At 74.9% G+C, this 24,616-nt stretch carries 20 protein-coding genes; 15 read left to right on the top strand and 5 right to left on the bottom strand.

What is annotated here, in order from left to right; genetic code table 11:
* Positions 1-2: 2 nt before the first annotated feature.
* Positions 3-1,406: an MFS transporter gene (locus R3E88_02400; GenBank protein ID MEZ4215301.1), complete on the bottom strand. Its 1,404-nt coding sequence runs from the start codon at positions 1,404-1,406 to the stop codon at positions 3-5.
* 207 nt (positions 1,407-1,613) lie between these two features.
* On the opposite strand from R3E88_02400, the gene R3E88_02405 reads away from it, so the two are divergent.
* From R3E88_02405 to R3E88_02425, 5 genes are read left to right on the top strand one after another with little or no spacing between them, the layout of a single operon-like run.
* Positions 1,614-3,419, top strand: a complete 1,806-nt coding sequence (locus R3E88_02405; protein MEZ4215302.1) for a tetratricopeptide repeat protein — start codon at positions 1,614-1,616, stop codon at positions 3,417-3,419.
* On the top strand, positions 3,412-4,749 hold the full coding sequence (locus R3E88_02410) for an MFS transporter (GenBank protein MEZ4215303.1): 1,338 nt from the start codon (positions 3,412-3,414) through the stop codon (positions 4,747-4,749). The genes R3E88_02405 and R3E88_02410 overlap by 8 nt, the downstream gene beginning before the upstream one ends.
* Before the next feature lie 53 nt (positions 4,750-4,802).
* Positions 4,803-6,071: a DUF1214 domain-containing protein gene (locus R3E88_02415; protein MEZ4215304.1), complete on the top strand. Its 1,269-nt coding sequence runs from the start codon at positions 4,803-4,805 to the stop codon at positions 6,069-6,071.
* Between the two features lie 2 nt (positions 6,072-6,073).
* Positions 6,074-6,757 carry an EthD domain-containing protein gene (locus R3E88_02420; GenBank protein MEZ4215305.1) on the top strand — a complete coding sequence of 228 codons (684 nt, stop codon included), beginning with the start codon at positions 6,074-6,076 and terminating at the stop codon, positions 6,755-6,757.
* 35 nt (positions 6,758-6,792) lie between these two features.
* The gene (locus tag R3E88_02425) at positions 6,793-7,872 is read left to right on the top strand and encodes a phosphotransferase family protein (GenBank protein MEZ4215306.1); all 1,080 of its coding nucleotides are present in this window, start codon (positions 6,793-6,795) and stop codon (positions 7,870-7,872) included.
* Positions 7,873-7,914: 42 nt separating this feature from the next.
* Here the strand turns inward: R3E88_02425 and R3E88_02430 are convergent, their stop codons facing one another.
* Positions 7,915-8,850 (bottom strand): aldo/keto reductase, encoded by a 936-nt coding sequence (locus R3E88_02430; protein MEZ4215307.1) that lies wholly within the window; start codon positions 8,848-8,850, stop codon positions 7,915-7,917.
* 111 nt (positions 8,851-8,961) lie between these two features.
* Between R3E88_02430 and R3E88_02435 the strand changes: the two genes are divergently transcribed.
* From R3E88_02435 to R3E88_02465, 7 genes are all read left to right on the top strand, one after another.
* Complete coding sequence (locus R3E88_02435; protein MEZ4215308.1) at positions 8,962-10,647, top strand: AMP-binding protein; 1,686 nt, start codon at positions 8,962-8,964, stop codon at positions 10,645-10,647.
* A gap of 128 nt (positions 10,648-10,775) precedes the next feature.
* Positions 10,776-12,071, top strand: coding sequence for an alkyl sulfatase dimerization domain-containing protein (locus tag R3E88_02440; protein MEZ4215309.1), 1,296 nt, complete (start codon positions 10,776-10,778; stop codon positions 12,069-12,071).
* A 42-nt stretch (positions 12,072-12,113) separates the two neighbouring features.
* Positions 12,114-12,614: a VOC family protein gene (locus R3E88_02445; protein ID MEZ4215310.1), complete on the top strand. Its 501-nt coding sequence runs from the start codon at positions 12,114-12,116 to the stop codon at positions 12,612-12,614.
* Positions 12,615-12,629: 15 nt separating this feature from the next.
* Complete coding sequence (locus R3E88_02450) at positions 12,630-13,889, top strand: sulfotransferase (protein MEZ4215311.1); 1,260 nt, start codon at positions 12,630-12,632, stop codon at positions 13,887-13,889.
* 5 nt (positions 13,890-13,894) lie between these two features.
* Complete coding sequence (locus R3E88_02455; protein ID MEZ4215312.1) at positions 13,895-14,644, top strand: SDR family oxidoreductase; 750 nt, start codon at positions 13,895-13,897, stop codon at positions 14,642-14,644.
* A complete protein-coding gene (locus R3E88_02460; GenBank protein ID MEZ4215313.1) occupies positions 14,644-16,011 on the top strand; it encodes an MBL fold metallo-hydrolase in 1,368 nt (455 codons plus the stop codon). The genes R3E88_02455 and R3E88_02460 overlap by 1 nt, the downstream gene beginning before the upstream one ends.
* A gap of 33 nt (positions 16,012-16,044) precedes the next feature.
* A complete protein-coding gene (locus R3E88_02465) occupies positions 16,045-17,304 on the top strand; it encodes an MFS transporter (GenBank protein ID MEZ4215314.1) in 1,260 nt (419 codons plus the stop codon).
* Here R3E88_02465 and R3E88_02470 read toward each other — a convergent pair.
* Entirely contained in the window at positions 17,301-18,914 is a 1,614-nt protein-coding gene (locus tag R3E88_02470; GenBank protein ID MEZ4215315.1) for a GMC family oxidoreductase, read from the bottom strand. The genes R3E88_02465 and R3E88_02470 overlap by 4 nt on opposite strands.
* A 25-nt stretch (positions 18,915-18,939) precedes the next feature.
* Positions 18,940-20,427, bottom strand: a complete 1,488-nt coding sequence (locus R3E88_02475) for an aldo/keto reductase (GenBank protein MEZ4215316.1) — start codon at positions 20,425-20,427, stop codon at positions 18,940-18,942.
* A gap of 262 nt (positions 20,428-20,689) precedes the next feature.
* Between R3E88_02475 and R3E88_02480 the strand changes: the two genes are divergently transcribed.
* The 3 genes from R3E88_02480 to R3E88_02490 all read left to right on the top strand — a co-directional run bounded on the left by R3E88_02480 (position 20,690) and on the right by R3E88_02490 (position 23,964).
* A complete protein-coding gene (locus R3E88_02480; GenBank protein MEZ4215317.1) occupies positions 20,690-21,421 on the top strand; it encodes a hypothetical protein in 732 nt (243 codons plus the stop codon).
* Between the two features lie 69 nt (positions 21,422-21,490).
* Positions 21,491-21,928 carry a nuclear transport factor 2 family protein gene (locus R3E88_02485; GenBank protein ID MEZ4215318.1) on the top strand — a complete coding sequence of 146 codons (438 nt, stop codon included), beginning with the start codon at positions 21,491-21,493 and terminating at the stop codon, positions 21,926-21,928.
* Entirely contained in the window at positions 21,925-23,964 is a 2,040-nt protein-coding gene (locus tag R3E88_02490) for an FAD-dependent oxidoreductase (protein MEZ4215319.1), read from the top strand. Before R3E88_02485 ends, R3E88_02490 begins: the two co-directional genes overlap by 4 nt.
* On the opposite strand, the gene R3E88_02495 is transcribed toward R3E88_02490, so the two are convergent.
* Positions 23,965-24,615: a DUF6629 family protein gene (locus R3E88_02495; protein ID MEZ4215320.1), complete on the bottom strand. Its 651-nt coding sequence runs from the start codon at positions 24,613-24,615 to the stop codon at positions 23,965-23,967. It lies immediately after the preceding gene.
* Position 24,616 lies beyond the last annotated feature (1 nt).

The following is a 24,616-nucleotide window of genomic DNA, read 5'->3' on the forward strand; positions in this document are numbered from 1 at the left end:
GCCTAACCTGAAGTCGTCGCGCGCCGCGCGCGCTCGAGGTCGCGCGCGACGCGCGACGCGCCGGCGACGCACACGAGCGCGCTCGCGAGCGGCGCGATCGTCGGAACGAGCAGCGAGTAACGGATGGCCTCGCTGCCGTAGCGGGGCGCGATCCAGTCCGACGTCATGCCGACGAGCAGCGGCCCGGCGCCGAGCCCGACGAGCGTCGACACGAGCGTCGACACGCCCGACGCGAGCGCGCGCATGCGCAGCTTCGCGACGTTCTGGATGGTGGCGATGAAGGGCGCCGTGAAGAACGAGCCGACGATCGAGCCGCCCGCGCTCCACCAGAGCGCGACCGGGACGCCGAGCAGCTCGTGCTCGCGCGGCCACAGCAGGAAGGCGACCAGCATCGGCACGCCGATGGCCTGTCCGATCGCCGGGATCCACAGGTACCAGCGCGCGTCCCGCGCGCCGAGGCCGTCCGCGAGCCGCCCGCCGAGCCAGATGCCGAACGCCGACGGCAGCGGGCTCGTGACGAAGTACCACGTGGCGGCCTCGACCTCGCCCATCTCGTAGATGCGGATCAGGAAGCCGGGCTCCCACATGTTGCGGCCGAGCGCCGCGAACACGGAGGCCGCGTTGGCGACCAGGATGACGACGAAGGTCGGGCTCGTGGCGAGGTAGCGGAGCGCGTCGCCGAGCGCGGGCTGCGTCGCGTCGCCGTCGCGCTGGCTCGCGCCGCGCGCGGGCTCGCGCACGGTCGCGTGGAAGAGGAACGCGAGCAGCATGCCCGGCACGCCCGCGGCGAGGAACGCGGCGCGCCAGTCCCAGCGCTCGGCGACCACGCCGCCGAGGATCATGCCCGCGCCGAGCCCGAGCGTCGCGCCGATCGACACGACCGAGATGCCGCGCGCCCGGTGGCGCGGCGGCAGGTAGTCGACGAGCAGCGACGCGGTCGGCGCCGTGCCGCCGGCTTCGCCGACGCCGACGCCCATCCGCGCCGCGAACAGCTGCGCGAACGTCGACGTGAACGACGCGGCCGCCGTGAACAGGCTCCAGACGAAGAGGCTCGCCGCGATCACCGTGCGCCGCACCCACACGTCCGCGAGACGCGCGAGCGGCAGCACGAGGAACAGGTAGACGACGGCGAACGCCGGCCCCATGAGCAGGCCGAGCTGCGTGTCCGAGAGCGCGAAGTCGGCCTTGATGCGCTCGACGAGGATCGAGACGATCGTGCGATCGAGCGTGTTGAAGGCCGACACGAGCAGCGCGAGCCCGAGCACCCAGAGCGTGTACGGCAGCGGGAACGGGCCGTCCCAGCCTGCGCCGGCGGCGCCCGCGGCGCGCTCCGCGCGAGGGGCGCGCTCGCCCTCGACGGCCGTGTCTCGCTCGGAGGCCTCGCGGTCGGGATCCGGTTCGCTCACGCGGGCTCCTCGCGTCGCGCGTCGCGAGAGGCGCGGGCGGACGGACGGACGGACGGACGGCGCAGCATACCGGCTCGCCGCGCGCGCGTTGCGCGCGATCGGCGGAGCGCGACGGCGGATGGCGGAGCCCGACGGCGGACGGCTGCGCGCGAACGACGCCCCGCGGTAGGATGCGCGGCTCGCCGGGCCAACGCGGGAGATCACCTCATGCAGCGACGACAGCGGCGCCGCCACGCGGGCGTCGGCCGGACGGCGCTCGCCCTGGCGGTCGGCGCGCTCGCGTTCTCGTGCGCGACGACGCCTGCGCCGGCCGACCTCCCGCTCGCCACACTCGAGCGCGCGGCCGCGGGCGGCGACGCGGCCGCGCGCGTCGAGCTGGCGCGCCGGCTGTACGACGGGCGCGGCGTGCCGCGCGACGACGCGCGCGCGGCGACGCTCCTTCGCGCCGCGGCCGAGCAGGGCGATGCGGCCGCGCAGGCCGCGTGGGGAGCCGCGCTCTTCGAGGGCCGCGGCGTCGAGGCCGACGTCGCCGCCGCGCTGCCGTGGCTCGAGCGCGCCGCCGACGCGCGCGAGCCGCAGGCGCTCGCCGTGCTCGGCGCCGCCTACGCGAGCGGGCGCGGCGTGGAGCGGAGCGCGTCGCGCGCCGTCGCCTACTACGCGCAGGCGGCCGAGCTCGGGAGCACGCGCGCACAGCGCGAGCTCGGCGCGCTGCTCGCGTCGGGCGACTGGGGCGATGCGGAGATCGACACGGCGCTCCGCTGGTCGCGCGCGGCCGCCGAGGCCGGCGACGCACGCGCGATGGTGACCGCGGCGCGGCTCCACCTGCGCGACGACCCGCGCCACCGCGACGCGGCGGCCGCGCTGCGCTTCGCGACGCGCGCCGCGGAGGCCGGCGAGCCTGGCGCGTACGCGCTCGTCGCGCGCATCCACGCGGAGGGGCTCGGCGTCGACGTCGACCGCGACGAGGCGGTGCGGTGGCTCGAGAAGGGCGCGGCCGCCGGCGATGCGGAATCGATGACCGCGCTCGCCCTCGCGCTGCGCGAGCGCGAGCCGCGCGACGACGCCGCGGTGCTGCGCTGGCTGCGCGCGGGAGCGGACGCGGGGAGCGCGGCCGCACAGCGCGAGCTCGGGCTCGCGTACCTGCGCGGCGACGGCGTCGACGCCGACGAGGCGCAGGCGCACCGCTGGCTCGCGGCCGCCGCCGAGGCCGGCGATGCGGAGGCGCAGCTGCGGTACGGCTTCGCGCTCCTCGAGAGCACGGCCGAGGGCGACGCCGCGCGCGGGCTCGCGCTCGTGCGGGCCGCGGGCGAGCAGGGCGACGTGCGCGCGCAGGCCGTCGTCGGCGCCGCCTATCATGCGGGCCGCGGCGCCGAGCGCGACGCGAAGGAGGCCGCGCGCTGGTACGAGCGCGCGGCCGATGCGGGGTCGGCGCGCGCGCAGTACGACCTCGCGCTGCTCTACACGAGGGGAACGGGCGTGTTCCGCAGCCAGGCCATCGCGCGCCGCTGGCTCGAGAAGGCCGTCGCGCAGGACTTCCCGCCGGCGCTCGCGCTCTACGCCGACATGCTGCGCCGCGGTCGCGGCGTCGCGGCCGATCCGGTCGAGGCCCTGCGCCTCTCCGAGCGCGCCGCGGAGGCGGGCAACCTCGAGGGCCTCCACAGCGCAGGGCTCGCGTACGCGCAGGGCGTCGGCGCCGAGCAGAGCGCCGCGTGCGCGGTCGAGTACTTCGAGCGCGCCGCGCGCCGCGGGTTCCTCGCGTCGCAGCTCGCGCTCTACCAGCTGTATCGCGACGAGGACGCCGGGTTCCTCGACGTCGTGCGCGCGACCGCGTGGCTGATGGTGGCCGCCGACGGGGGCGCCGAGGCGGTCGCGAAGGAGCTCACCGCGGCGCGCGGGCGGATCGCGGACGGCCAGCGGCGCGCGGCCGAGGCGCTCGCGGCCGAGCTGCGCGCCGGCGTCGCCGTCGAGCGCGAACGGGCGAAGCGCGAGCGGGCCGAACGCCTCGGTGGATAGCGGCGCGCCCTCCTCGCTGCCGCCGCCGTCGCCGGTCGCGACGAGCGGGCTCGCGCGCGCCCGCGCGACGCTCGCCGTCCCGCACTTCGCGCCGTTCTTCGCGTCGAACTTCGCGCACTTCCTGTTCGCGCAGGTCGCGATGATGGCGCTCTCGTGGCTGATGACGGAGCTCACGGAGTCGCGCCTGCTGATCACGCTCGTGTGGTTCATGCAGGGCGTGACGATCTTCACGCTGTCGCCGCTCGCCGGCGTCGTCGCCGACCGCGTCGCGAAGAAGTGGCTGCTCGTCGGCTGTCGCCTCGCGATGGTGGGCGTCGTCGTCACGATGGGGACGCTCGTCGCGACGGACGTCGCGCGCATCGGGCACCTGTGGGTGGCGTCGGTCGTCGCGGGCACGGCGATGGCGCTGATGCAGCCCGCGGCGCAGACGTTCGTGTTCGACCTCGTCGGCCGCGACCGCATCGAGAATGCGATCTCGCTCGGCGCGACGGCGAACGGCGTCGGCCAGGTGCTCGGGCCCGCGGCCGGCGGCGCCGTGCTCGTGCTCGTCGGCACGGCGAACGCGTTCTACCTCGCCGGCGCCGGCATGCTGCTCGCCGCGGGGCTGATCCTCGCCGTTCCCGTCTCGGGCCGCGCGGCGGCGACGGGCGAGCGCAAGCACCCCTTCGCCGAGGTGCGCGAGGGCTTCGCGTGGGCGTGGAGCGAGCGCGGCGTGCGCATCGCGCTGCTCGCGTCGACGATGGCGTTCTTCAACGGCGCGATCGTCGCGATGCGGCCCGTGTTCGCGCGCTTCGTGCTCGAGACGGGCGAGGCGGGCCTCAGTGGAATGGCCAGCGCCGCCGGGACGGGCACCGTCGTCACCGCCGTCGCGCTCTCGCTCCTCCCGCGCTTCCGGTATCTCGGCCTGTGGATCGTGGGCGGCCTGCTCGGCTACGCGATCGCGGTGTTCGCCTACGCATTCGCGTTCTCGTACCCGTACGTGCTCGGCTGCGAGCTGCTGCTCGGCGTGAGCGGCCAGGTGTGGAACGTGACGGTGATGGCGGGGCTGCAGCTCGCCGCGCCGCCGCACCTGCGCGGGCGCGTGCTGAGCATGGCGTTCATGGTCGCCCAGCTCGGCTTCCTCGGGCAGCCGATCGTCGGCGCGCTCGCCGACCGGCTCGGCGACCGCGTCGCGCTCGGCATCTTCGGTGCGATCCCGACGGTCGTCCTGACGACCTTGTTAGTCACGCAGTGGCGCGTGCTCGCGCAGCTCGGGGAGCCCGCCCCCGGCGCGCTCGAGCCGCTCGTCCCGCCGCCGGGCGGCGGCGCTGCGGGCTCGGGAAGCGCGTGACGGCGGGGAGCGCGGCGCGGTAGGGTGCGCGCCGCACGGACGGGGGAGGCGACATGACGATCGATCGACGCGACTTCCTGAAGACGACGGCGCTGGGCTCGGCGTGGGGGCTCCTGCTCGGCGGCGGCGCGGGCGCGGCGCGCGCCGCCCACCACGAGGGCGCTGGCGACGCCGCGCAGGCGGGCGACGCGCCCGCCGGCGGCACCGAGAGCGCGGCCGCGCTCGAGGAGCTGCGCGCGGTGACGCGCGAGCTCGAGGCCGCGTTCCACGGGCAGTGGTGGCAGGTGGCCGACGCCGACGACGAGGCCGAGGCGCGCCGCTTCGTGCTCCACACGCTGCAGCACGCGCTCGAGGTGTGGCTCGAGGGCGACCCGGAGCGCCCCGTCTTCAAGCGCTTCGTCACGCCCGAGAAGAAGCTCCTCGGCGACAACCCCGACGCCTGGTACTTCAACGCGCTCGTCGACCCCGCGCGCGAGTACCGCATCCGCGGGAACCTCGCGGGCGCGACCTACACGTCGTTCACGGTCGAGGTCGGAACGGGCGACGGCGGCATGTCGCGCAAGATCGGCGGCGCGCTCAACGACACGCAGTTCGATGCGGCGCCGAACGGCGACTTCGAGCTCCGCGTGAGCGCGACGCGGCCCGCGTCGGGCGAGCGCAACTGGCTGCGGCTCGTGCCGGGTGCCGGCAGCATCAGCACGCGCCACTACTACGAGCGCGAGGTCTCGATCGCGGCCGATCGCCTGCACCACATCCCGCTCGTGATCGAGCGCGTCGACGACCCCGGCCCGCCGCCGCCGCCGAGCGACGCGAGCGTCGCGCGCGGCATCCGGCGGGTCGCGAACTTCCTGCGGCACAACTCGCTCCCGCCGATCAACGACCGGCCGAAGCCCTCCTTCGTGTCGACCGTGCCGAACCGCTTCAACCCGGTCGTGCGCGACGCGGGCAACCAGGAGATCGGCTTCGCGGCCGTCGACAACACGTATGCGCAGACGACCGTGCGGCTCGCGCCCGACGAGGCGCTCGTCGTGCGCGGGCGCTTCCCGAAGTGTCGCTTCGCGAACGTCGTGCTGTGGAACCGCTACCTGCAGACGCTCGACTACGCGCACCGGCGCTGCTCGCTCAACCGCAAGCAGGTCCGCTACGAGCCCGACGGCAGCTTCGAGGTGGTCGTCGCGCACCGCGACCCGGGCGTCCCGAACTGGCTCGACATGGAGGGCCGCCGCGAGGGCACGATGTTCTGGCGCTTCCAGCTCGCCGAGGAGGACATCGCGCCGCTCGAGGCGAAGGTCGTGAAGCTCGCGGACGTCGCGAAGGCCTGACGATGGAGAAGCTCCTCTACCTGCTGCGCGACGACGCCGAGCGGCCGGGGGCCGAGCTGCGGCGCGCGCTCCTCGAAGGGGCGGCGCCCGCGCTGCGCGCCGCGGGCGCGCGCGACGTCGTCGTGAACGTGCAGGACGAGCACACGGCCGCGGGCACGCCCATCCGCAAGGAAGGGCCGCCCGTCCGCGCGATGGTGACCTTCTGGATGCAGACGGCCGACGACCGCGCGCCGTGCGAGGCCGCGCTCCGCGCCGCGGCCGCTCGCATCGACGGCTACGTCGTGAGCGAGGCGCGGCCGCTCGTGCACGCGACGAACCCGGGCGGCCGCACGGCGGGCATGAACCAGGTCACGTGCATCGCGCGCAGGCCCGGGCTCGCGGACGAGGAGTTCTTCCGGATCTGGCACGGCGACCACCGCGCGGTCGCCGTCGAGACGCAGTCGACCACGGGCTACGTGCGCAACGTCGTCGCGTTCCGGCTCACGCCCGACGCGAAGCCCTTCGACGCGATCGTCGAGGAGACGTTCCCGATCGAGGCGCTCACCGACCCGCACGTCTTCTACGACGCGGTCGGCGACGAGGCGAAGTTCCGCGCGAACCTCGACCGCATGATGAAGAGCTGCGAGCGCTTCCTCGACTTCGCGCCGATGGAGTGCACGCACATGTCGGAGTACGTGCTCGGCTGACGCCCCGCCCGAGCCACGAGCAGGAGCCCGCTCCCGTGTCGATCGACCCCGAATCCGTCCGCGCGCCGTTCGCGAAGTGGCTGTCGCAGCGCTGGCCCGACGTCGCGAGTCTGCGCGTCGGCGCGGTGCAGAGCCCGAAGTCGGGCTTCTCCGCGCAGACGCTGATCCTCCCCGTCGAGGGCGAACGCGCGGGGGTGCCGTTCTCGGAGAAGGTGGTGCTGCGCATCGAGAGCCCGGAGCCCGCGGTCTACCCGCAGCAGGCGCCGGGCCTCGACTGCGAGGTCGAGATCCAGTTCCGCGCAATGGCGGCGGTCGCGGCGACGGGCGTCGTCCCGCTCGCACCGCTCATCGGCTTCGAGGGCGACGCGAGCGTGCTCGGCGCGCCGTTCTTCGCGATGGGCTTCGTCGAGGGCGAGGTGCCGATCGAGAATCCGATCTACACGGCCGAGGGCTTCTTCGTCGACGCGACGCCCGCAGAGCGCGCGCGGCTCGTCGAGGAGGGGCTCTGCGCGCTCGCCGCGCTGCACTCGCTCGACTGGCGCGCGGCCGGCTTCGGGTGGCTCGTTCCCGACGGCGAGGAGCCGACGGTCGAGCGCCAGGTGGACATCTGGGAACGCTATGCGCGGCGCGAGCTCGACGGGCGCGCGCACCCGCTGATCGACCGCGCGCTCGCGTGGATGCGTGCGAACCGCCCGGCGCCGCCGCACCCGCCGACGCTCAGCTGGGGCGACTGCCGGCCGGGCAACGTCATCTGGCGCGACTTCCGCCCGCTCGCGCTCACGGACTTCGAGAACGTCGCGGTCGCGCCGCCCGAGTTCGATCTCGGCTGGTGGCTCATGTTCGACCGCTGGTCGCACGAGGCCTACGGCCAGCCGCGCCTCGAGGGCGAGCCCACGCGCGCCGAGCAGGTCGCGATCTACGAACGCGCGGCCGGCCGCTCGATGGGCGACACGTTCTACTACGAGCTGATCGGCGCCTTCCGCTACGCCGCCATCGTCGTGCGCGTGTCGAACCGGCTCGTCGAGCGCGGCCTCCTGCCGGCGGACCAGACGCTCTGGCTGCAGAACCCGGCCTCGACGTGCCTCGAGCAGATGCTCGACGAGGTGGGCGCCTAGCTTCGGGGCCGCGTGCCCGCCGCGACCCGCGTGCGGCGCAGGCTAGTCGGCGACCGCGTCCTCGACCGCGCGGAGCTCGTCGGCCGACATCCTCCAGCCGGCGGCCGCCGCGTTCGCGGCCACCTGCGAAGGCTTCGTCGCGCCGGCGATGATGGAGCCGACGCTCGGCTGGCAGGCGAGCCACGACATCGCCAGCTCGACGAGCGTGCGGCCGGCTTCGCGCGCGATCGCAGTGAGCGCCTCGACCTTCGCGAAGTTCGCGTCGGTCGCGACGCTCGCGAAGTACGGCATCGCGGCGAGCCGCGTTCCCTCGGCGAAGGCCTCGCCGCGCGCGTACTTGCCCGTCAGCAGGCCGCTCGCGAGCGGGAAGTACGGGATCAGCGACACGTTCGCGGCGACGCACGCGGGGACGAGCGCCCGCTCGGCCGCGCGCGCGAGCACGCTCCACTCGTTCTGCGCCGCGGCGAACGCCGCGCCGCCGGAGACCGCCGCCGTGTCGGCCGCCGCGCGCACGCCCGCCGCGTCGAAGTTCGACGAGCCGATCGCGCGCACCTTGCCCGCGCGCACGCAGTCGTCGAGCGCGCCGAGCGTCTCGGCGATGGGCGTCGCCGGGTCGGGGTAGTGCATCTGGTAGAGGTCGATCCAGTCGGTGCCGAGGCGCGCGAGGCTCGCGTCGAGGCAGGCGCGGACGGCGGCGGGCGCGCCGAAGCCCGTCTCCTTCTTCATCGCCCCGAGCCCGCCGAACTTCGTCGCGACGACGACGTCGGCGCGCCGCGCGCCGAGCGCGCGCCCGAGGAACTCCTCGGAGCGTCCGTCGCCGTACATGTCGGCCGTGTCGAAGAGCGTGATGCCGGCGTCGATCGCCGCGTCCACGACGGCCGCGCTCGACGGCTCGTCGATGCGCATGCCGAAGTTGTTGCAGCCGAGGCCGACGACGCCGACCTCGAGCTTCGAGTGACCGAGCCGTCGTCGCTCCATTGCGCGCTCCCTCCGTCCTGCCCGGCGCGAACTCCGGGCGGACGCGCATGATACGCTGCGCGACCCGCAGCGGGGTCGCCCGCGCGCGGCGACGGAGCGAACGACCCCGCGATGTCGAAGTCCGAGCCCACGTCCGGCGCGACGCGCGAGCCGATCGAAGAGCTCGTCGCGCGCGATCCGTTCCGCGCGCGGCGGCGCGAAGCGCGTCCGGTTCCCGCGCCCGACGGCGGGCGCGGCCCTCGCACGGTGGGCGACGTGCTCGCGCGCGCGCTGGCCGCGCACCCCGACAAGGAGTTCCTCGTCGGCCGCGGCCGGCGCGTCACGTACGCGGAGTTCGACGCGCTCGCGGCGCGCGCAGCCTCGGCCCTCGCGGCGCTCGGCGTGCGTGCGGGCGATCGCGTCGCGGCGAGCCTGCCGACCGACGTCGACATCGCCGTCTTCTTCCACGGCGCGCTGCGGCTCGGCGCCGTCTGGCTCGGCATCAACCGCAACCTCGCACCGCCGGAGAAGCGCTTCCTGCTCGACGACGCGGGAGTCTCGCTCGTGCTCGCCGACCCGGAGATGGCAACGCAGATCGAGGCCGAGCGCGCCGGACTGCCGCGCCTGCGCGAGGTCGTCGTGTGCGACCGCGACGCGCGCGCGTCGTGCGCGTGGAGTGCGGCGCTCGACGCCGCGACGGCGCCGCCCCCGGCCGTCGCGCTCGACCCGCACGCGCCGGCCGGCATCGCCTACACGAGCGGCACGACCGGCCATCCGAAGGGCGTCGTGCACACGCACCACAACCTGCTCGTGCCCGGCGCCGTGCTCGCGACGCTCGGCGACTACCGACCCGATTCGCGCCGCGGCGACTGCTTCCCGCTCACGATCCTGAACATGCAGGTGCTGACGACGCTGCTGCTCGCGCAGGTCGGCGCGACGGGCGTGTTCATGGATCGCATCGATGCCGAGGGCGTCGCGGAGTGGATCGAGCGCGAGCGCGTCACGCTCTTCACCGCGCCGACGGCCCTGATCTACAGCCTCGCGCACGACGACCGCATCGCGCCGCGCGCGCTCGCGACGCTCGAGCGCGTCTTCTTCGGCGGCGGCGCGTGCCCGACGCCCGTGATCGAGGCGTTCGAGGCGAAGTTCGGGGTGCCCGTGCGCGGCACGTACGGGCTCACCGAGATGCCGACGGTCGTGGCGCAGGAGTCGCGCGGCGAGCGCGTCCCCGGCGCGAGCGGCCGACCCCTTCCGCACGTGCGCGTCACGCTGCGCGACGCGGACGACGCCGAGGTCGCGCCCGGCGAGGCGGGCGAGCTGTGCGTCGAGCCCGCGAGCGCGGGCCCGTGGGCCGGCGTGTACACGCCGATGCTCGGCTACTGGCGGAGGCCCGAGGCGACGGCCGAGGCGCTGCGCGGCGGGCGCCTCCACACGGGCGACGTCGCGCGCCTCGACGCGGGCGGCGCCGTCGTCGTCGTCGATCGCAAGAACCTCCTGATCGTGCGCGGCGGCGCGAACGTGTACCCGGCCGAAGTGGAACGCGCGCTGCACGAGGACGCGCGCGTCGAGGCGTGCGCCGTCGTCGGCGCGCCGGACGAGCGGCTCGGAGAGCGGGTCGCGGCCTTCGTGCAGCTCGCGCCGGGCGCGCACGCGAGCGAGGACGAGCTCGTCGCGCACTGCCGCGCGCGCCTCGCGAAGTACAAGGTTCCGGAGCGCATCCTGTTCGTGGATGCGATGCCGCGCAACGCGATGGGCAAGATCGTGCGGCGCGAGCTCCCCGCGATCGAGCTCCCCGCGATCGAGCCGTCGCGCCGCTGATCGCCACGGCGACGCGCCACGGCGACGCGCCACGGCGACGCGCCACGGCGACGCGCCACGGCGACGCGCCGTATGGCAGACTGCGCGCCCCCCGCCGCGCGAAGGCGGCGGACGAGGAGGCGAACGAGATGGCGAGCCGCGCGATCGAGGCCGAGGTCGACCGCCTGATCGACGAGCGTCCCGGCCGCGAGCTCCTCGACCCCGTGTACGACGAGAAGGCGGTCGAGGTCGCGCCCGGCATCTTCCGCTCGGCGGGAACGACGGCCAGCTACATGCTCGTGACGAGCGCCGGCCGCGTCATCGTGAACACGGGGATGGGCTGGGAGACGCCGCACCACAAGCATCTCTTCGACGCCGTCTGTCCCGGCCCGACGCCGTACATCGTCACGACGCAGGGCCACGTCGATCACGTCGGCGGTGTCGGCCAGCTGCGCGGCCCCGAGACGCGCTACGTCGCGCACGCCAACAACCCCGCGTGCCAGGCCGACGACAAGCGGCTCGTCCGGTTCCGCGCGCGCACGGCGATGCGCTGGTTCCCGCACCTGCCCGCGCGCATCGCCGCGTTCGCGAAGCGCTACCCCGACGCGAAGCCCTTCCAGGACGAGCCCACCCCCGACGTGATGTTCGACGACCGCATGCGGCTGCGCGCCGGCGACCTCGACATCGAGCTCCTGCACGCGCCGGGCGGCGAGACGATCGACAGCCTGATCGTCTGGCTCCCGCAGCGGCGCACGGCGATCGTGAGCAACCTGTTCGGTCCGCTCTTCCCGCACTTCCCGAACTTCAACACGCTGCGCGGCGACAAGTACCGCTTCCCCGTGCCCTACATGGCGAACGTCGACCGCATGCGCGCGCTCGCGCCGGCGACGCTGATCACCGGGCGCCACCTTCCGATCGAGGGCGAGGAGCTCGTCGACGCGTGCCTCGCGCGCATGCGCGGCGCGGTCGAGCACGTGCACGAGCGCACGCTCGCCGCGATGAACGAGGGCAAGGACGCCTACGAGATCATGCGCGAGGCGTCGCTCCCGGCGGAGCTGCGCGTCGGGCAGGGCTACGGGAAGGTGGCGTGGGCCGCGCGCACGTTCTTCGAGGAGTACACGGGCTGGTTCCGCCGCCGCTCGACGGCCGAGCTCTACGGCTGCGACCCCGCCGACACGGAGGCCTTGCTCGCGCGCCTCGCCGGCGCGGACGCGGTCGTCGCCGAGGCCGAGGCGCTGCTCGCGCGCGGCGACGCGCCGGGCGCGATCCGGCTCGCCGAGGCCGCGCTCGCGACCTCGGAGGGGAATGCGCGCGCCGCGCGCGTGATGCTCGGCGCGCACGAGCACCTGCTCGCGAACGGCGGCGACGAGAGCTTCTGGGAGAGCGGCTGGCTGCGGCACGAAGCCGAGCGGTGGCGGCGCGCGGTCGAGTCGGACGGTCGTTAGGCGCGGCGCGACGGCACCGCGCGTTCGGGAGGGAATGCGGACATGGCGACGACGAAGACTCCCGCGGCGGCGAGCGAGCTCGCGGCGCTCGGCCTCCCGCCGATCGACCAGATCGGCTTCGTCGTGCGCTCGATCGCCGAGGCGAAGGAGCGCTACGGGCCGCTCTTCGGCCCGTTCAGCGACCTCGACGGCTCGGTCCGGGCGGCCGAGTACCGCGGCCGGGTCGCCGACGCGAAGCTCGCGCTCGCCTTCGGCCGCACGGGCGACCTCGAGATCGAGTTCATCGAGTGGCAGGGCGGCGAGAGCCCCCACCGCGAGTTCATCGAGGCGGGGCGCGAGGGCATGCACCACCTGCGCTACCGCGTCGACGACGCCGACGCGTGGATCGAGCGCGTCGCGGCGATCGGCTACCGCCCGATCTGGTACAAGCAGTACAGCGCGGACACGGTCTTCGCCTATCTCGAGCGCGAGGGCGACCCGCTCCTGATCGAGCTGCTGCAGATGCCGCCCGGCGGGCCGGGCACCGGCGCGAAAGCGCGTTAGGCGAACGACCCACGCATGACCGCCCCCGCCAAGATCCGCATCGACGACCTGCGCGCGCCCGTCCTCAGCGACTTCCAGAAGGCGGCGCTCGCCCACACCGATCGCCTGCGCGTCGATCTCTCGGTCGCCGCGGTGCTCGACGCGGCGGTCGCGCGCACGGGCCTCGACGACTTCGGCCCCGACGACTTCCGCGAGCGGCTCGCGCTGTGGCTGTCGGAGGCCGACGAGGACCCGGAGATCACGAACCTCGCGCGCACGAGCCTGTGGAACGACTGCGTGCGCGCGGCGTCGAACCGGCTCCTGATCCGCGACCTCCTGCGCCGCCACCCCGAGATCGACGACCTGCGCATCGAGCGGCCGATCATCGTCGTCGGCCTGCCGCGCTCGGGCACGACGCACCTCGTGAACCTGATCGCGGCCGACGAGCGTCTGCGCTCGATGCCTCTGTGGGAGGGGCAGGCGCCGGTGCCGATGCGCGGCGAGGGGCCGGGGCTCGACGGCGTCGACCCGCGCTTCATGCGCTGCGATGCGATGTGGCAGGCGTTCCGCGCGAGCTCGCCGCTCATCGCGGCGATGCACCCGATGAACCCGGACCACATCCACGAAGAGCTCGAGCTCATGCTCCCGGACTTCACGAGCTACAACCAGGAGTGGATCCTGCGCGCGCCGAAGTGGCGCGACTACTACCTCGCCCACGACCAGACGCCGCACTACGCGTACATGCTGCGGGCGCTCAAGATCCTGCAGTGGTACCGCCCGCGCGAGCGCTGGGTGCTCAAGTGCCCGCAGCACCTCGAGCAGCTCGGCCCGCTGATGGCGACGTTCCCCGACGCGACGATCGTGGTGACGCACCGCGACCCCGTGTCCGTGATCCAGTCGGCCGCGACGATGCTCGCCTACGGCGCGCGCATGAACTACCGCAGCCCGCGTCCCGAGTGGTACCTCGAGTACTGGAGCGATCGCGTGCGGCGCCTGCTCGAGGCCTCGGTGCGCGACCGTTCCATGCTCCCGGAGGGCCGCACCGTCGACGTGCTGTTCCACGAGTTCATGGCCGACGACGTCGCGACGGTCGAGCGCATCTACGAGGTCGCGGGGCTCCCGATGACGGACGCGGCGCGGCGGCAGATCCGCGCGTACATGGACGCGCACCCGCGCGGCAGGGAAGGGCAGGTGGTCTACGACGTGCGCGCGGACTTCGGCGTCGAGCCGAAGGACGTGCGCGCGCCGTTCGGCTTCTACCTCGACCGCTTCGCCGTGCGCGAAGAGGTGAAGTAGCGGCGATGGCGGGCGTGACCTTCGACTTCTCGGGCTGCGACGTGCTCGTGACGGGTGGAACCTCGGGCATCGGCCACGCCGTCGCGCGGCACTTCGCGCGCGCGGGCGCGCGCGTCACCGTGACGGGGCGGCGCGCGAGCGCGGCGGACTACGACGCGGACCTCTCGGCCTTCGCGTACCGCCAGGCCGAGATGACCGACCCGGCTTCGCTCGCCGCGCTCGTCGACTCGCTCGACCGGCTCGACGTGCTCGTGAACAACGCCGGCACGAGCCTGATGGCGAAGAACGAATGGAAGCCCGAGGTGTTCCGCGAGGCGCTGCAGCTGCACCTCGGCAGCGGCTTCCAGCTCGCGGTCGGCTGCAAGCCGCTGCTCGCGAAGAGCGCGATCGAGGGCGGCGGTAGCGTGATCAGCTGTGCCTCGATGTCGGCCTTCCGCTCGTCGTCGTTCGTGCCCGGCTACGGCGCCGCGAAGGCCGGCCTCGTGCAGATGACGCTCAACGCCGGAGCGACGTGGGCGCGCGACAACGTGCGCGTGAACGCCGTCGCACCCGGGCTCATCGCGACGCCGATGACGGCCGTGATGAAGCGCCCCGAGATGGCGGAGGTCGAGAAGGCCGAGCTCGCGCGCGTGCCGATGGGCCGGTGGGGCGACCCCGACGAGGTGGCGCCCGCGTTCCTCTTCCTCGCGAGCCCCGCGGCGCGCTTCGTCACCGGGCAGACGCTCTGCGTCGACGGTGGCTACTCGGTGCTGTGATGCGCGCCGCGCGCGCGAGCGCCGCGCTCGCGTCCGGTCTGGCACTCGCCTGCGCGGCGACGGCCGCGCCGCCGCTCCCCGCGGCGGCGCGCGCGCCCGTCGTCCCCTCCGAGGTCGCCGTGCGCGTCGACGACCTCGAGCGCCTGCCCGTCGAGGCGCGCGAGATCCGGCCGGGCATCTTCAAGATCGAGGGGCAGGGCGCGATCTTCCTCGTGAACACGCCCGAGGGCGCCGTGCTCGTCGACACGGGCTTCGACAACGCGTCGTCCGCGCGCCAGAAGCAGGTGGTCGACGCCATCCGCACGGGCCCCATCCGCACCATCGTGCTCACGCACTCGCACCAGGACCACTCGGGCGGGCTCCGCCACTACGCGAAGGAGCGCGCCGCGGGCGCGCGGGTCGTCGCGCACGAGCGGTACCGCTACATGAGCCGCCACCAGCTCGAGCCCGTCGCCTACTTCAAGCGCCGCTACAAGCGGCTCTATCCGCGGCTCGTGAACACCGACCCGAACGTCGACCGCTCGTACTGGGAGGTCGTGCCCGACCGCGCCGTCTGGCCGGGGCAGGACTACGCGTTCGAGCTCGGCGGCGTGCGCTTCGAGGTGATCGCGTTCGAGAACACGGGCGAGGGCGAGGACGGCGTCGCGCTCTGGCTGCCCGACCAGCGCGTGCTCTTCGTCGGCGACCTCTTCGGCACGCTCTACCCGATGTTCCCCAACCTCTACACCGTGCGCGGCGAGAAGGTGCGCGACCCGCTCGACTACATCGACGCCTGCGACCGCGTGCTCGCGCTGCGGCCCGAGGTGCTCGTGCCCGGGCACTTCGACGTCGTCGAGGGCGAGGCCTATGTCCAGGCGAGCGTCGCGAAGATGCGCGACGCCGTGCAGTACGTCTGGGATGCGACCGTCGCGGCGATGAACGACGGGAAGACCGTGTGGCAGGCGATGGACGAGATCGAGCTGCCGCCCGAGCTGCGCCTCAGCCAGGGCCACGGGAAGGTCTCGTGGTCGGTGCGTGCGATCTGGGAGCTGCTCACCGGCTGGTACCACGACGACAGCGTCGCGAACCTCTACGCGACGCCGCCCGACGCGGTGTACGCGGACCTCGTCGAGCTCGCGGGCGGGCCGGACGCGATCGTCGCGCGGGCGCGCGCGCACGCCGACGCGGGCCGGCTCGTCGAGGCGCTGCGCCTGCTCGACGTCGCGGCGGGCGACGGCGCGCGCGCTCCCGAGGCTCCGGTCGTGCGCGTGCGCATCGACGTCCTCGAGCAGCTGCGCGCGCGCGCCGTCGCCGGCGCGAACAACTACAGCGAGGTGGGCCTGATCGACGCCGAGCTGCGCGAGGCGCGGTCCGCGCTCGCCGACTAACGAGCGCGGTCGCCGCGCGCGTCGGAGACGGAGATGGATGCCTCCCGGCAGTGGCGGCTCGTCGCCGCGTCGTTCGCGACGCAGGCCGTCGCGATCGGCGGCACGCTCGGCGGCGTCGCCGTGTTCATGCCGCCCATGGAGGCCGAGTTCGGCGCGAGCCGCGCCGCGCTCTCGTGGATGGTCGCGATCTGGAACGTCGTGATGGGGCTCGCCTACCCGCTCGTCGGTCGCGCGCTCGATCGCGGCTCGCCGCGCGCCCTCATGCTCGCCGGCGCCGCCGCGAGCGGCGCGAGCCTGCTCGCGATCGCCGCGGCGCCCGCGCTGTGGCAGGTGGAGCTGCTCTTCGGCGTCGGCACGGCGATCGGCACGGCGCTGCTCGGCCCGCTCGCGTCGTCGACGCTGATCGCGCGTCGCGTGCCCGAGAACGCGGGCCGCGCGCTCGGCCTGGCGAACATGGGCGCGCCGGCGGGCCCGGTCGTCGCGGCGCCGATCGCGGGCTGGATCGTCGCGACGCACGGGTGGCGACCGGCGTTCGTCGCGTTCGGCGTCGCGACGCTCGTCGTCGGTGTGCTCGCGGTCGCGCTCGGCATCGAGGCCGAGGAGCGCGCGGCGGACGCGCCGCCCTCCGCGCCACCGGGCGCGCCGCTGGACGCCGCACCGGACGCCGCGCCGGACGCGCAGCGAAGCGCGCCCGCGCCGAGCGACGGCGCACCGGCCTACCTGCGCGCTCCCGCCTTCTGGAGCCTCGTCGTGCCGGTCGCGCTCGTCGCGAGCACCGGCATCGCGCTCTCGTTCCACCTCGTCGGCGTCGCGCTCGAGCGCGGGGCGACGCTCGCGGCCGCGACGGCGCTCGTCAGCCTGAACGCGGCGGCCGCGATCGCCGGCAACGCGGGCTTCGGGTTCCTGTCGGACCGCGTCGCGCCGCACCGGCTGTTCGCCGCGGCGATCGCGCTTCAGGCGGCGGCGTGCGGCGCGCTCGCCGCGACCGGCCGCCAGGACCTGCTCGTCGTCGCGACCTGCGTCTTCGGCTTCGCGAGCGGCGGCACGATGCCGCTCTACGCGTCGCTCATCACGCGCCACTTCGGCGCAGCGGCGTTCGGCCGCGTGATGGGTGCGGGCGCGCTCGTCGGCCTCCCGTTCACGTTCGTCGTCCCGCCGCTCGCCGGGCTCGCGTTCGACCGCACGGGCAGCTACGCGATCGCGCTCGCCAGCGCGGCCGTCGTGCTCGCGCTCGCCGGTGTCGCGATCGCGACGGCTCTCGGCCGGCCGCGCGCCGAGGCGTCGGCCACCTAGCGAAGCGTGTCGCGCAGGTGGTCGGCGAGGCGGAGCGCGAGCGCCACGAGCGTGAGCGTCGGGTTCGTCCAGCCGCCCGTCGGGAACACCGAGCTCCCCGCGCAGTAGAGGCCGGCCACGCCGTGCACGCGTCCGTTCGCGTCGACGACCCCGTCGGCGGGAGTCGCGCTCATCCGCGTCGTTCCCATCTGGTGGCCGCCGCCCTGGCCCGCGCGCAGCGCCTCCTCGAAGCCGCCCGGCTCGAGGAAGCCCTGCTCGAGGCGCAGGCGCCCGATGCCCGCGCGGCCGAGCTCGATCGCGACGTGCCGCGCGAGCTCCGCGATCCACGTGCGCTCGTAGTCGTAGAACGTCCACGAGACGCGGGCGCGCGGCACGCCGAGCGCATCGACCTCGCGGTCGAGCACGACGCGGCTGTCGGGGTTCGGGACCTGGTCGATCCAGGTCTCCATCTGCAGGAGCCCTCCGCTGCGCGCGTACTCGAGCGCGCCCGACGGGTCGGCGAGCACCGCGCGGAGATCGTCGGCGAGGTCGCTCTCGACGGGCTCGCCGCGCGCGCGCGCGCCGAGCGCGTCGACCGCGCGTCCCGTCGGCGCCTGCTTCGGGAGCAGGAAGATCCCGTGGTTCGGGAGCTCCTCGAAGTCCTGCGCGTCGCGCGACAGCGCGAGCGACCACGCGACGCGGCGGCCCGCGTCGTCGCGCCAGTCGTACGGGTGCGCGGCCGTCGGGAACGGGCGCGCGAGCACGATCGACGCGCTCTCGAGACGCGGGTGCCAGAGGAAGTGGCGGCCGATCGCGTCGAGCTTGCGCCCGAGGCCCGCCGCGAGGAGCACGCGCGCGTTCTCGACGCCGCCGCACGCGACGACGACGGCGCGCGCCGCGACGCGCGCCTCGCGCCCCGCGAGCGAGCGCACGCGCACGGCGCGCACGGCCGCGAGCTCGTCGGCGAAGTCGAAGCCGACCGCGTTCGCGCCGAGCACGACGCGCACGGAGCGCGACGCCTCGAGCGCCGGGAGGTACTGCCGACCGAACGCGACGCCGCGCGCCACGCGCACGCGGTGCTCGAGCCTCGTGCCGGCGAGATCGAAGAGCCCGTCGGTCGCGAGCGGGGCTCCCCGTTCGTACGCCGGGAGCGGCGCTCCCGGCGCTTTGACCGGGAGCGGCGCTCCCGGCCCGAAGACCGGGAGCGCCGCGCCCTCGGCGACGCTCGCGAACGCGGGGTCGATGCCGATCCACGCGGCCGCGCGCGCGTAGTGGTCGGCGAGCGCGGCGCGCGGGAAGGGCCAGCCGCTGCGCGGCATCCACGCGCGCGCCTCGAAGTCGATCTCGTCGAGCGGCCCGCACGCGCCGCCCCAGTGGTTCGATGCGCCGCCGAGGTAGCGCAGGCGCGATTCGCGCAGGCCGAGGGGGGGCAGCCCGCGCTCGGTCACCCCGTCGCACAGGTCCTGCGTCGCGTCGTCGGGCTCGAGGCCGCCGCTCTCGAGCAGCGCGACGCGCAGCCCGCTTCCCTCGAGCGCGAGTGCGATCGCGATGCCAGCGGGCCCGCCGCCGACGATGCACACGTCGGCGTCGAGGCGCGCGTCGGGCGCGAGGGCGTCGAGCCGCTCGATCACGCCGCGCGCCCGGTCACGCGCCCGGTCACGCGCGCGGCGCGCGCGGCGCGAGCAGCGCGTGCGCGCCGAGCATCCGCTCGCGAATCGCCACGCCGTCCGGGCACGCGCCCGCGCACGGCGCACTGCACGCGGCGCACGCGTCGGCGCGCGCGGGCAGCGCCGCGTAGGCGGCCAACCCGCGGGCCTCGTCGCCGTAGTCCTCGAAGTACATGCGATATCGGAGCACGTCGTCGATCGGCAGCTGCTCGGGACAGCGCGCGAGGCACGCGCCGCAGTGCGGCCGGCAGTGCGTGCCGGCGGTGGCGCGGTCGTAGCGCGCGAGCAGCGCGAGGTCGGCCGGCGCGAGCGCGCCGCCCGACGCGTGCAGGTACTCGTCGACGTGGCGGTGCTTCTGGAACGAGATCACGAGGCAGCCGACGTTCGGGTTCGCGAGCACCCACTTGAACGCGGCCTGCGAGTAGGCCTCCTCCTCGCCGCGCAGCGCGTCGACGTTGTGCTGCTTCGCGCCCTTGAGCGTCTTCATCGCGACGACGCCGAGGTCGGCCGCCGCCGCGCGCTCGACGACCGCGCCGAGCGACGGCCACGCGCCGTGGTGATAGGCGAGCATCACGACGTCGAAGCGCCCGCTCGCGATCGCCGCGTCGGCGACGGCGGGGAGGTTCGGCGTGTGGCTCGAGACGCCGAGGAAGCGCACCTTGCCCGCGTCGCGCAGCCGGTCGAACGCCTCGTGCAGGTTCGGGTCGAGCAGGCGGTCGACGGAGTCGCACGCGTGCACGTGCGCGAGGTCGACGCGGTCGGTGCCGAGGCGCGCGAGGCTTCCCTCGATCGCGCGCACGTAGGCGTCGACGGGCGAGCCGGCGGGCAGGTGGCCGCGCGCGGTGCAGAACTTCGTCGCCACGAAGAGCCGGTCGCGGTGGCCGCGCATCGCGCGGCCGAGCGCCTGCTCGGTGCCGCTGCCCGCGTAGTCGGGCGCCGTGTCGAAGTAGTTCACGCCGCGCTCGATCGCCTCGCGCGCGATCGCCTCGCCGCGCGCGTCGCCGGGCAGCGAGCCCGTGCCGAAGGACACGTCCGAGACGGCGAAGCCCGTGCGGCCGAGCCGTCGATAGGCGCGCACGCGCGCGCCCTGCCACGCGGGCGGGCGCGACGGGTAGGTCGTCGGCACGCCGGGCCCGGCGGTGACGAGCGCGCGCACGCGCATCCAGCCCGCGATCCGTGCGGCGACGCCCGCGGACGCCGCGCCGAGGCCCGCGAGCAGCGCGCCGAGGTAGACGAGCACGCGGCGGCGCGCCGAGCGCTCGGCGGGTGCGCGGCCGTCGTCGAGCCGCGCGGCCCACGCGGTCGTGAGCACCGCCGCCGCGATCACGGCGGCGGCGAAGGCGAGCGAGGGCGCGACGGGGAGCGCGCGCGGGTCGAGCCCGTTGATCGCGTCCGCGATGCGCTGGCCGAGCCCCGCATGGCCGAGTGCCGCGGCGAGCGTCCAGGCGATGGCGACGTGCAGCGCGCTCGGCCTCACCGTCTCCTCCGCTCGCGCCCGGCCCAGCGGGCCGGGCACAGCCGGAGGCGCATTCTGCGCCATCGCTCGCAAGGCTGCCGCGATTCGCTCCAGCGCTGCGCCCCTACGCGCGCTGAGCCTAGGCGTGGCACCGGCACGCCGATTGCTTGATGCGCACGCGACGAGAGCCGCGCCGCGACCGCGGCGCAGGACGAGACGATGCCGGTGGCCCCGACGGACGACGGGGACGCCCGGCGTCGGGATGTGAAGCAAGAGGAGAGCGATGATGCTTCGGACTTGGATCCTCGCCGCGACGCTCGCGGCGTTTGCGCTGCCGGCGTCGGCGGTGGTGAAGGTGTACGACGCGACGCCGCCGCACGGCGCGGGTGGCGACGAGTTCCAGTACAGCACGGACCTGTGCCCGCCCATCCAGATCTCGCCGAACTACTGGCAGGGTCACTACACGATCAGTGACACGGGCTCGGGGACGGTGACGGCGACGGAGTACGTGCAGGAGCTGGTGCAGTCGGTGAACTTCGGTCCGTTGGCGCTGGTTCCGATCTTCGGTCCGGGCTCGTACGTGTTCACGACGTCGCTGACGACGTTCTCGCCGACGCTTCCGGCGACGGCGCCGGGGAACACGGCGCCGGGAGGCTCGGTGGACTGGGGCGTGCTCGGCGGGTTCACGCGCGTCGGCGAGGCGTTCTGCATCTCGAGCCCGCAGACGATCTGCACGGGCGGGACGCAGGTTCCGCACGGGATCACGACGCCGATCAGCGGTGCGCCGTCGCCGACGTACGACCTCGGGACGTGGTCGTACGACGCGGAGGGCGACTTCCAGGCGGCGTCGAACTACATCGTGGGGACGTTCAACGGCGGGACGTCGAACCGGCAGGCGCTGCTGCGGGGCTCGTACGTCGGCGGGTCGATCCCGGCGCTGCCGCTCGTGGGCGTGGGCGCGGTGGCGCTCGGCCTGCTCGGCCTCGGCACGCGGACGGTGCTGCGCCGCAAGTAGTGCGTGGACGGCGCGGCGCGCGAGAGCGCGCCGCGCCCCGCGCCGTCGGGTGGTAGAAGAAAGGGCGGCATGAGCGACGAGGCGGCGCTGCGCGAGGCCAACCGCGCGACGATGACGGAGCTCCTGCGCCGGCTCGGCACGCAGGACTTCGCCGGCGCGTGCGCGCTGCTCACCGAGGACGTCGTCTGCGACTGGCCCTACCTCCCGACGCCGTCGACGCCGCGCGAGCTGCGCGGCCGCTCGACGATGGAGGCGTTCTTCCGCGGCGGCATGAGCGCCTTCGAGCCGTACCGCTACGAGATCACCCGCGTGCTCGATCTCCTCGACCCGCAGCAGCTCGTCGCCGAGTACCGCTCGAACTCGCGGCTGCTCGCGACGGGCGCGCCGTACCGCAACCAGTACCTCGGCCTCTTCGCCTTCCGCGACGGACTCGTCGCATACTGGCGCGAGTACATCGATCCGACCGTCGTCGCCGCCGTGCTCGCGACGCTAGGGGGACGCACGTGAGCGAAGGAGCCCCGCTCGACGCCGGCCACCCGTACCGGCACCTGCTCTCGCCCTTCCGCATCGGCCCGATGGAGCTGCGCAACCGCATCGCGATGTGCCCGATGGGCGACAACCTCGCGCACGCGGACGGGCGGCCGAGCGACGCGTCGCTCGCCTACTTCGAGGCGCGCGCGCGCGGCGGCGCGGGCCTGCTGATCGTCGGCTCGGTCGCGATCACGCTGCCCGAGGGCAGCTACAACCCGAACCAGGGCGCGCTCGCGGACGAGCGCCACGTGCCCGCGTTCGCCGAGCTCGCGCGGCGCGTGCACGCGCACGGGGCGAAGATCGCGGCGCAGCTCTCGCACGGCGGCCTCACCGCCGTGAACGACATGCGCGACGGGCGCGACATGTGGGTCCCGTCCTTCCCCACGCCGTCGAAGCCCGACCCGATGATGGCGATGGTGACGCCCGAGGAGGCGGCGCTGCAGTCGCGCCCGATGCGCGCCGAGACCGCGCGCGTCGGCCTCCACGAGATGACGACCGACGAGATCCGCGCCGTCGTCGAGGCCTTCGCGGCCGCGGCGGAGCGCGCGCAGCGCGCGGGGCTCGACGGCGTCGAGCTCCACGCCGGCCACGGCTACCTGATCTCGAGCTTCCTGTCGCCGGCGAAGAACCGGCGCACGGACGCCTACGGCGGGTCGCTCGAGAACCGCACGCGCCTGCTCGTCGAGGTGATCGAGGCGGTGCGCGCGCGCACGGGGCCGGGCTTCGCCGTGTGGTGCCGCATCGACTCGATCGAGTTCTGGGAGGAGGGCGGCATCACGCCCGAGCTCGCGGTCGAGCACGCGCGCGTCATCGAGGCGGCGGGCGCGCACGCCGTGCACGCGAGCGCGAACGGCAAGGGCGGGCTCGCGCTCACCTACACGCAGGGGCACACGACGCACGCGCCCGCCGGCCTGCTCGAGTACGCGGCGACCATCAAGAAGGCGGTGCGCATCCCGGTGATCGCGGTCGGACGGATCGAGCCCGAGGTGGCGAACGAGGCCATCGCCGACGGGCGCGCCGACGTCGTCGCGATGGGGCGCAAGCTGCTCGCCGACCCCGAGCTCCCGAACAAGCTCCGCGCCGCGCGGCCCGAGGACGTGCGCCCCTGCCTCTACCACTACAACTGCATCGGGCAGATCTTCCTGCGCGAGCCCGTGCGCTGCTGGGTCAACCCGGCGACGGGGCGCGAGCGCGAGCACGAGCTCGCACCGGCCGCGCGCGCGCGCCGGGTGCTCGTCGTCGGCGGCGGGCCGGCGGGCATGGAGGCCGCGCGCATCGCCGCGCTGCGCGGGCACGAGGTCGTGCTGTGCGAGGCGGGCGACGCGCTCGGCGGGCGGCTCGCGCTCGCGGCGCGCACCTACGAGCCGAACGCGCGCCTGCTCGCGTGGCTCGAGGGGCAGGTGCGCAGGCACGGCGTCGAGGTGCGGCTCGGCGCGCGCGTCGACGCGGGCGCGCGCGAGGTCGCCGCGGCCGACGCCGTCGTCGTCGCGACGGGAGGGCGCTGGCGCGCGCCCGACGTGCCGGGCGGCGACGACGCCCGCGTGCGCACCGTCGATTCGCTGCGCGCCTTCCTCGACGGCGGCGAGCGCCTCGGCGAGCGCATCGTCGTGCTCGGGGGCGGGCGCGCGGGCGCGGGCCTCGCCGACGTGTGTGCGCGCCGCGGCCACGCCGTCACCGTGCTCGAGCCGAGCGGCTGCTTCGTCACGCAGATGGGGCTCCCGGGGCGCTGGCGCATCGTGCACGAGCTGCGCGAGCAGGGCGTCGCGCTCGTCGCGAACGCGACCGTCGTCGCGATCGAGCGCGAGGGCGTCGTCTACACGGACGCCGACGGCGCGCGCGGCGTCGCACCGGCCGATGCCGTGCTCGTCGCGTCGAACGTCCACGCCGATGCGTCGCTCGCCGACGCGCTGCGCGCGGGCGGCGCCGAGGTGCACGCGATCGGCGACTGCGGCGGGCTCGGCTTCCTGCGCGGCGCGATGGAGGACGCCGCGCGCGTCGCCGCCGCGCTCTGACTAGCGCGACACCGCCACGACGAGCAGGCGCCGCTGCCGCCGGAAGTGCAGCAGGATGAGCGCGCTCAGCGCGGCCGCGAAGAAGCACCACAGCGAGATGAACTGCTCGGCGTGCGACCACAGCGTCGCCGCGAGCGACGCGAGCAGCAGCCCGCCGAACGCCCGCAGGTAGCCGAAGCTCGAGAAGCACGGCGCGCTCACCGCGACGAAGTAGAGCGCGAGCGACTCGTACAGGAGCGGCAGGCTCATGCGGTAGAAGAGGTGGCCGCCCTCGATGCTCACCTCGAGCGGATGGCGCGCGAGCGAGCCCGAGATGAAGACGGCCGCACACAGCCCGACGACGCAGAGCGCCTCCTGGATGCGACGGCGGCCCGCACTCGGCTCGGCGCGCAGCGACGCGAGCGGGATGTAGACCGGCCACAGGAAGAGCGCGAAGAACGCGAACGCGTAGCTGAACACGAGCGCGAGCGCGCGCTCGTCGTTCGCGACGCCGACCCACACGACGCCCTCGGCGAACTGCTGCACCGAGAAGAGCAGGGGGATGCGCGCGAGCGGACGCTCGGCGGGCGACGGAGCGAGGCTCAGCGTCCAGATGCCGCCCGCGCCGAGCACGGCGCTCGCCGCGAAGCTCGCCTCGGCGGAGAAGCACACG

It is taken from the genome of Myxococcota bacterium, assembly GCA_041389495.1.
GTDB lineage: Bacteria > Myxococcota_A > UBA9160 > UBA9160 > UBA4427 > JAWKRT01.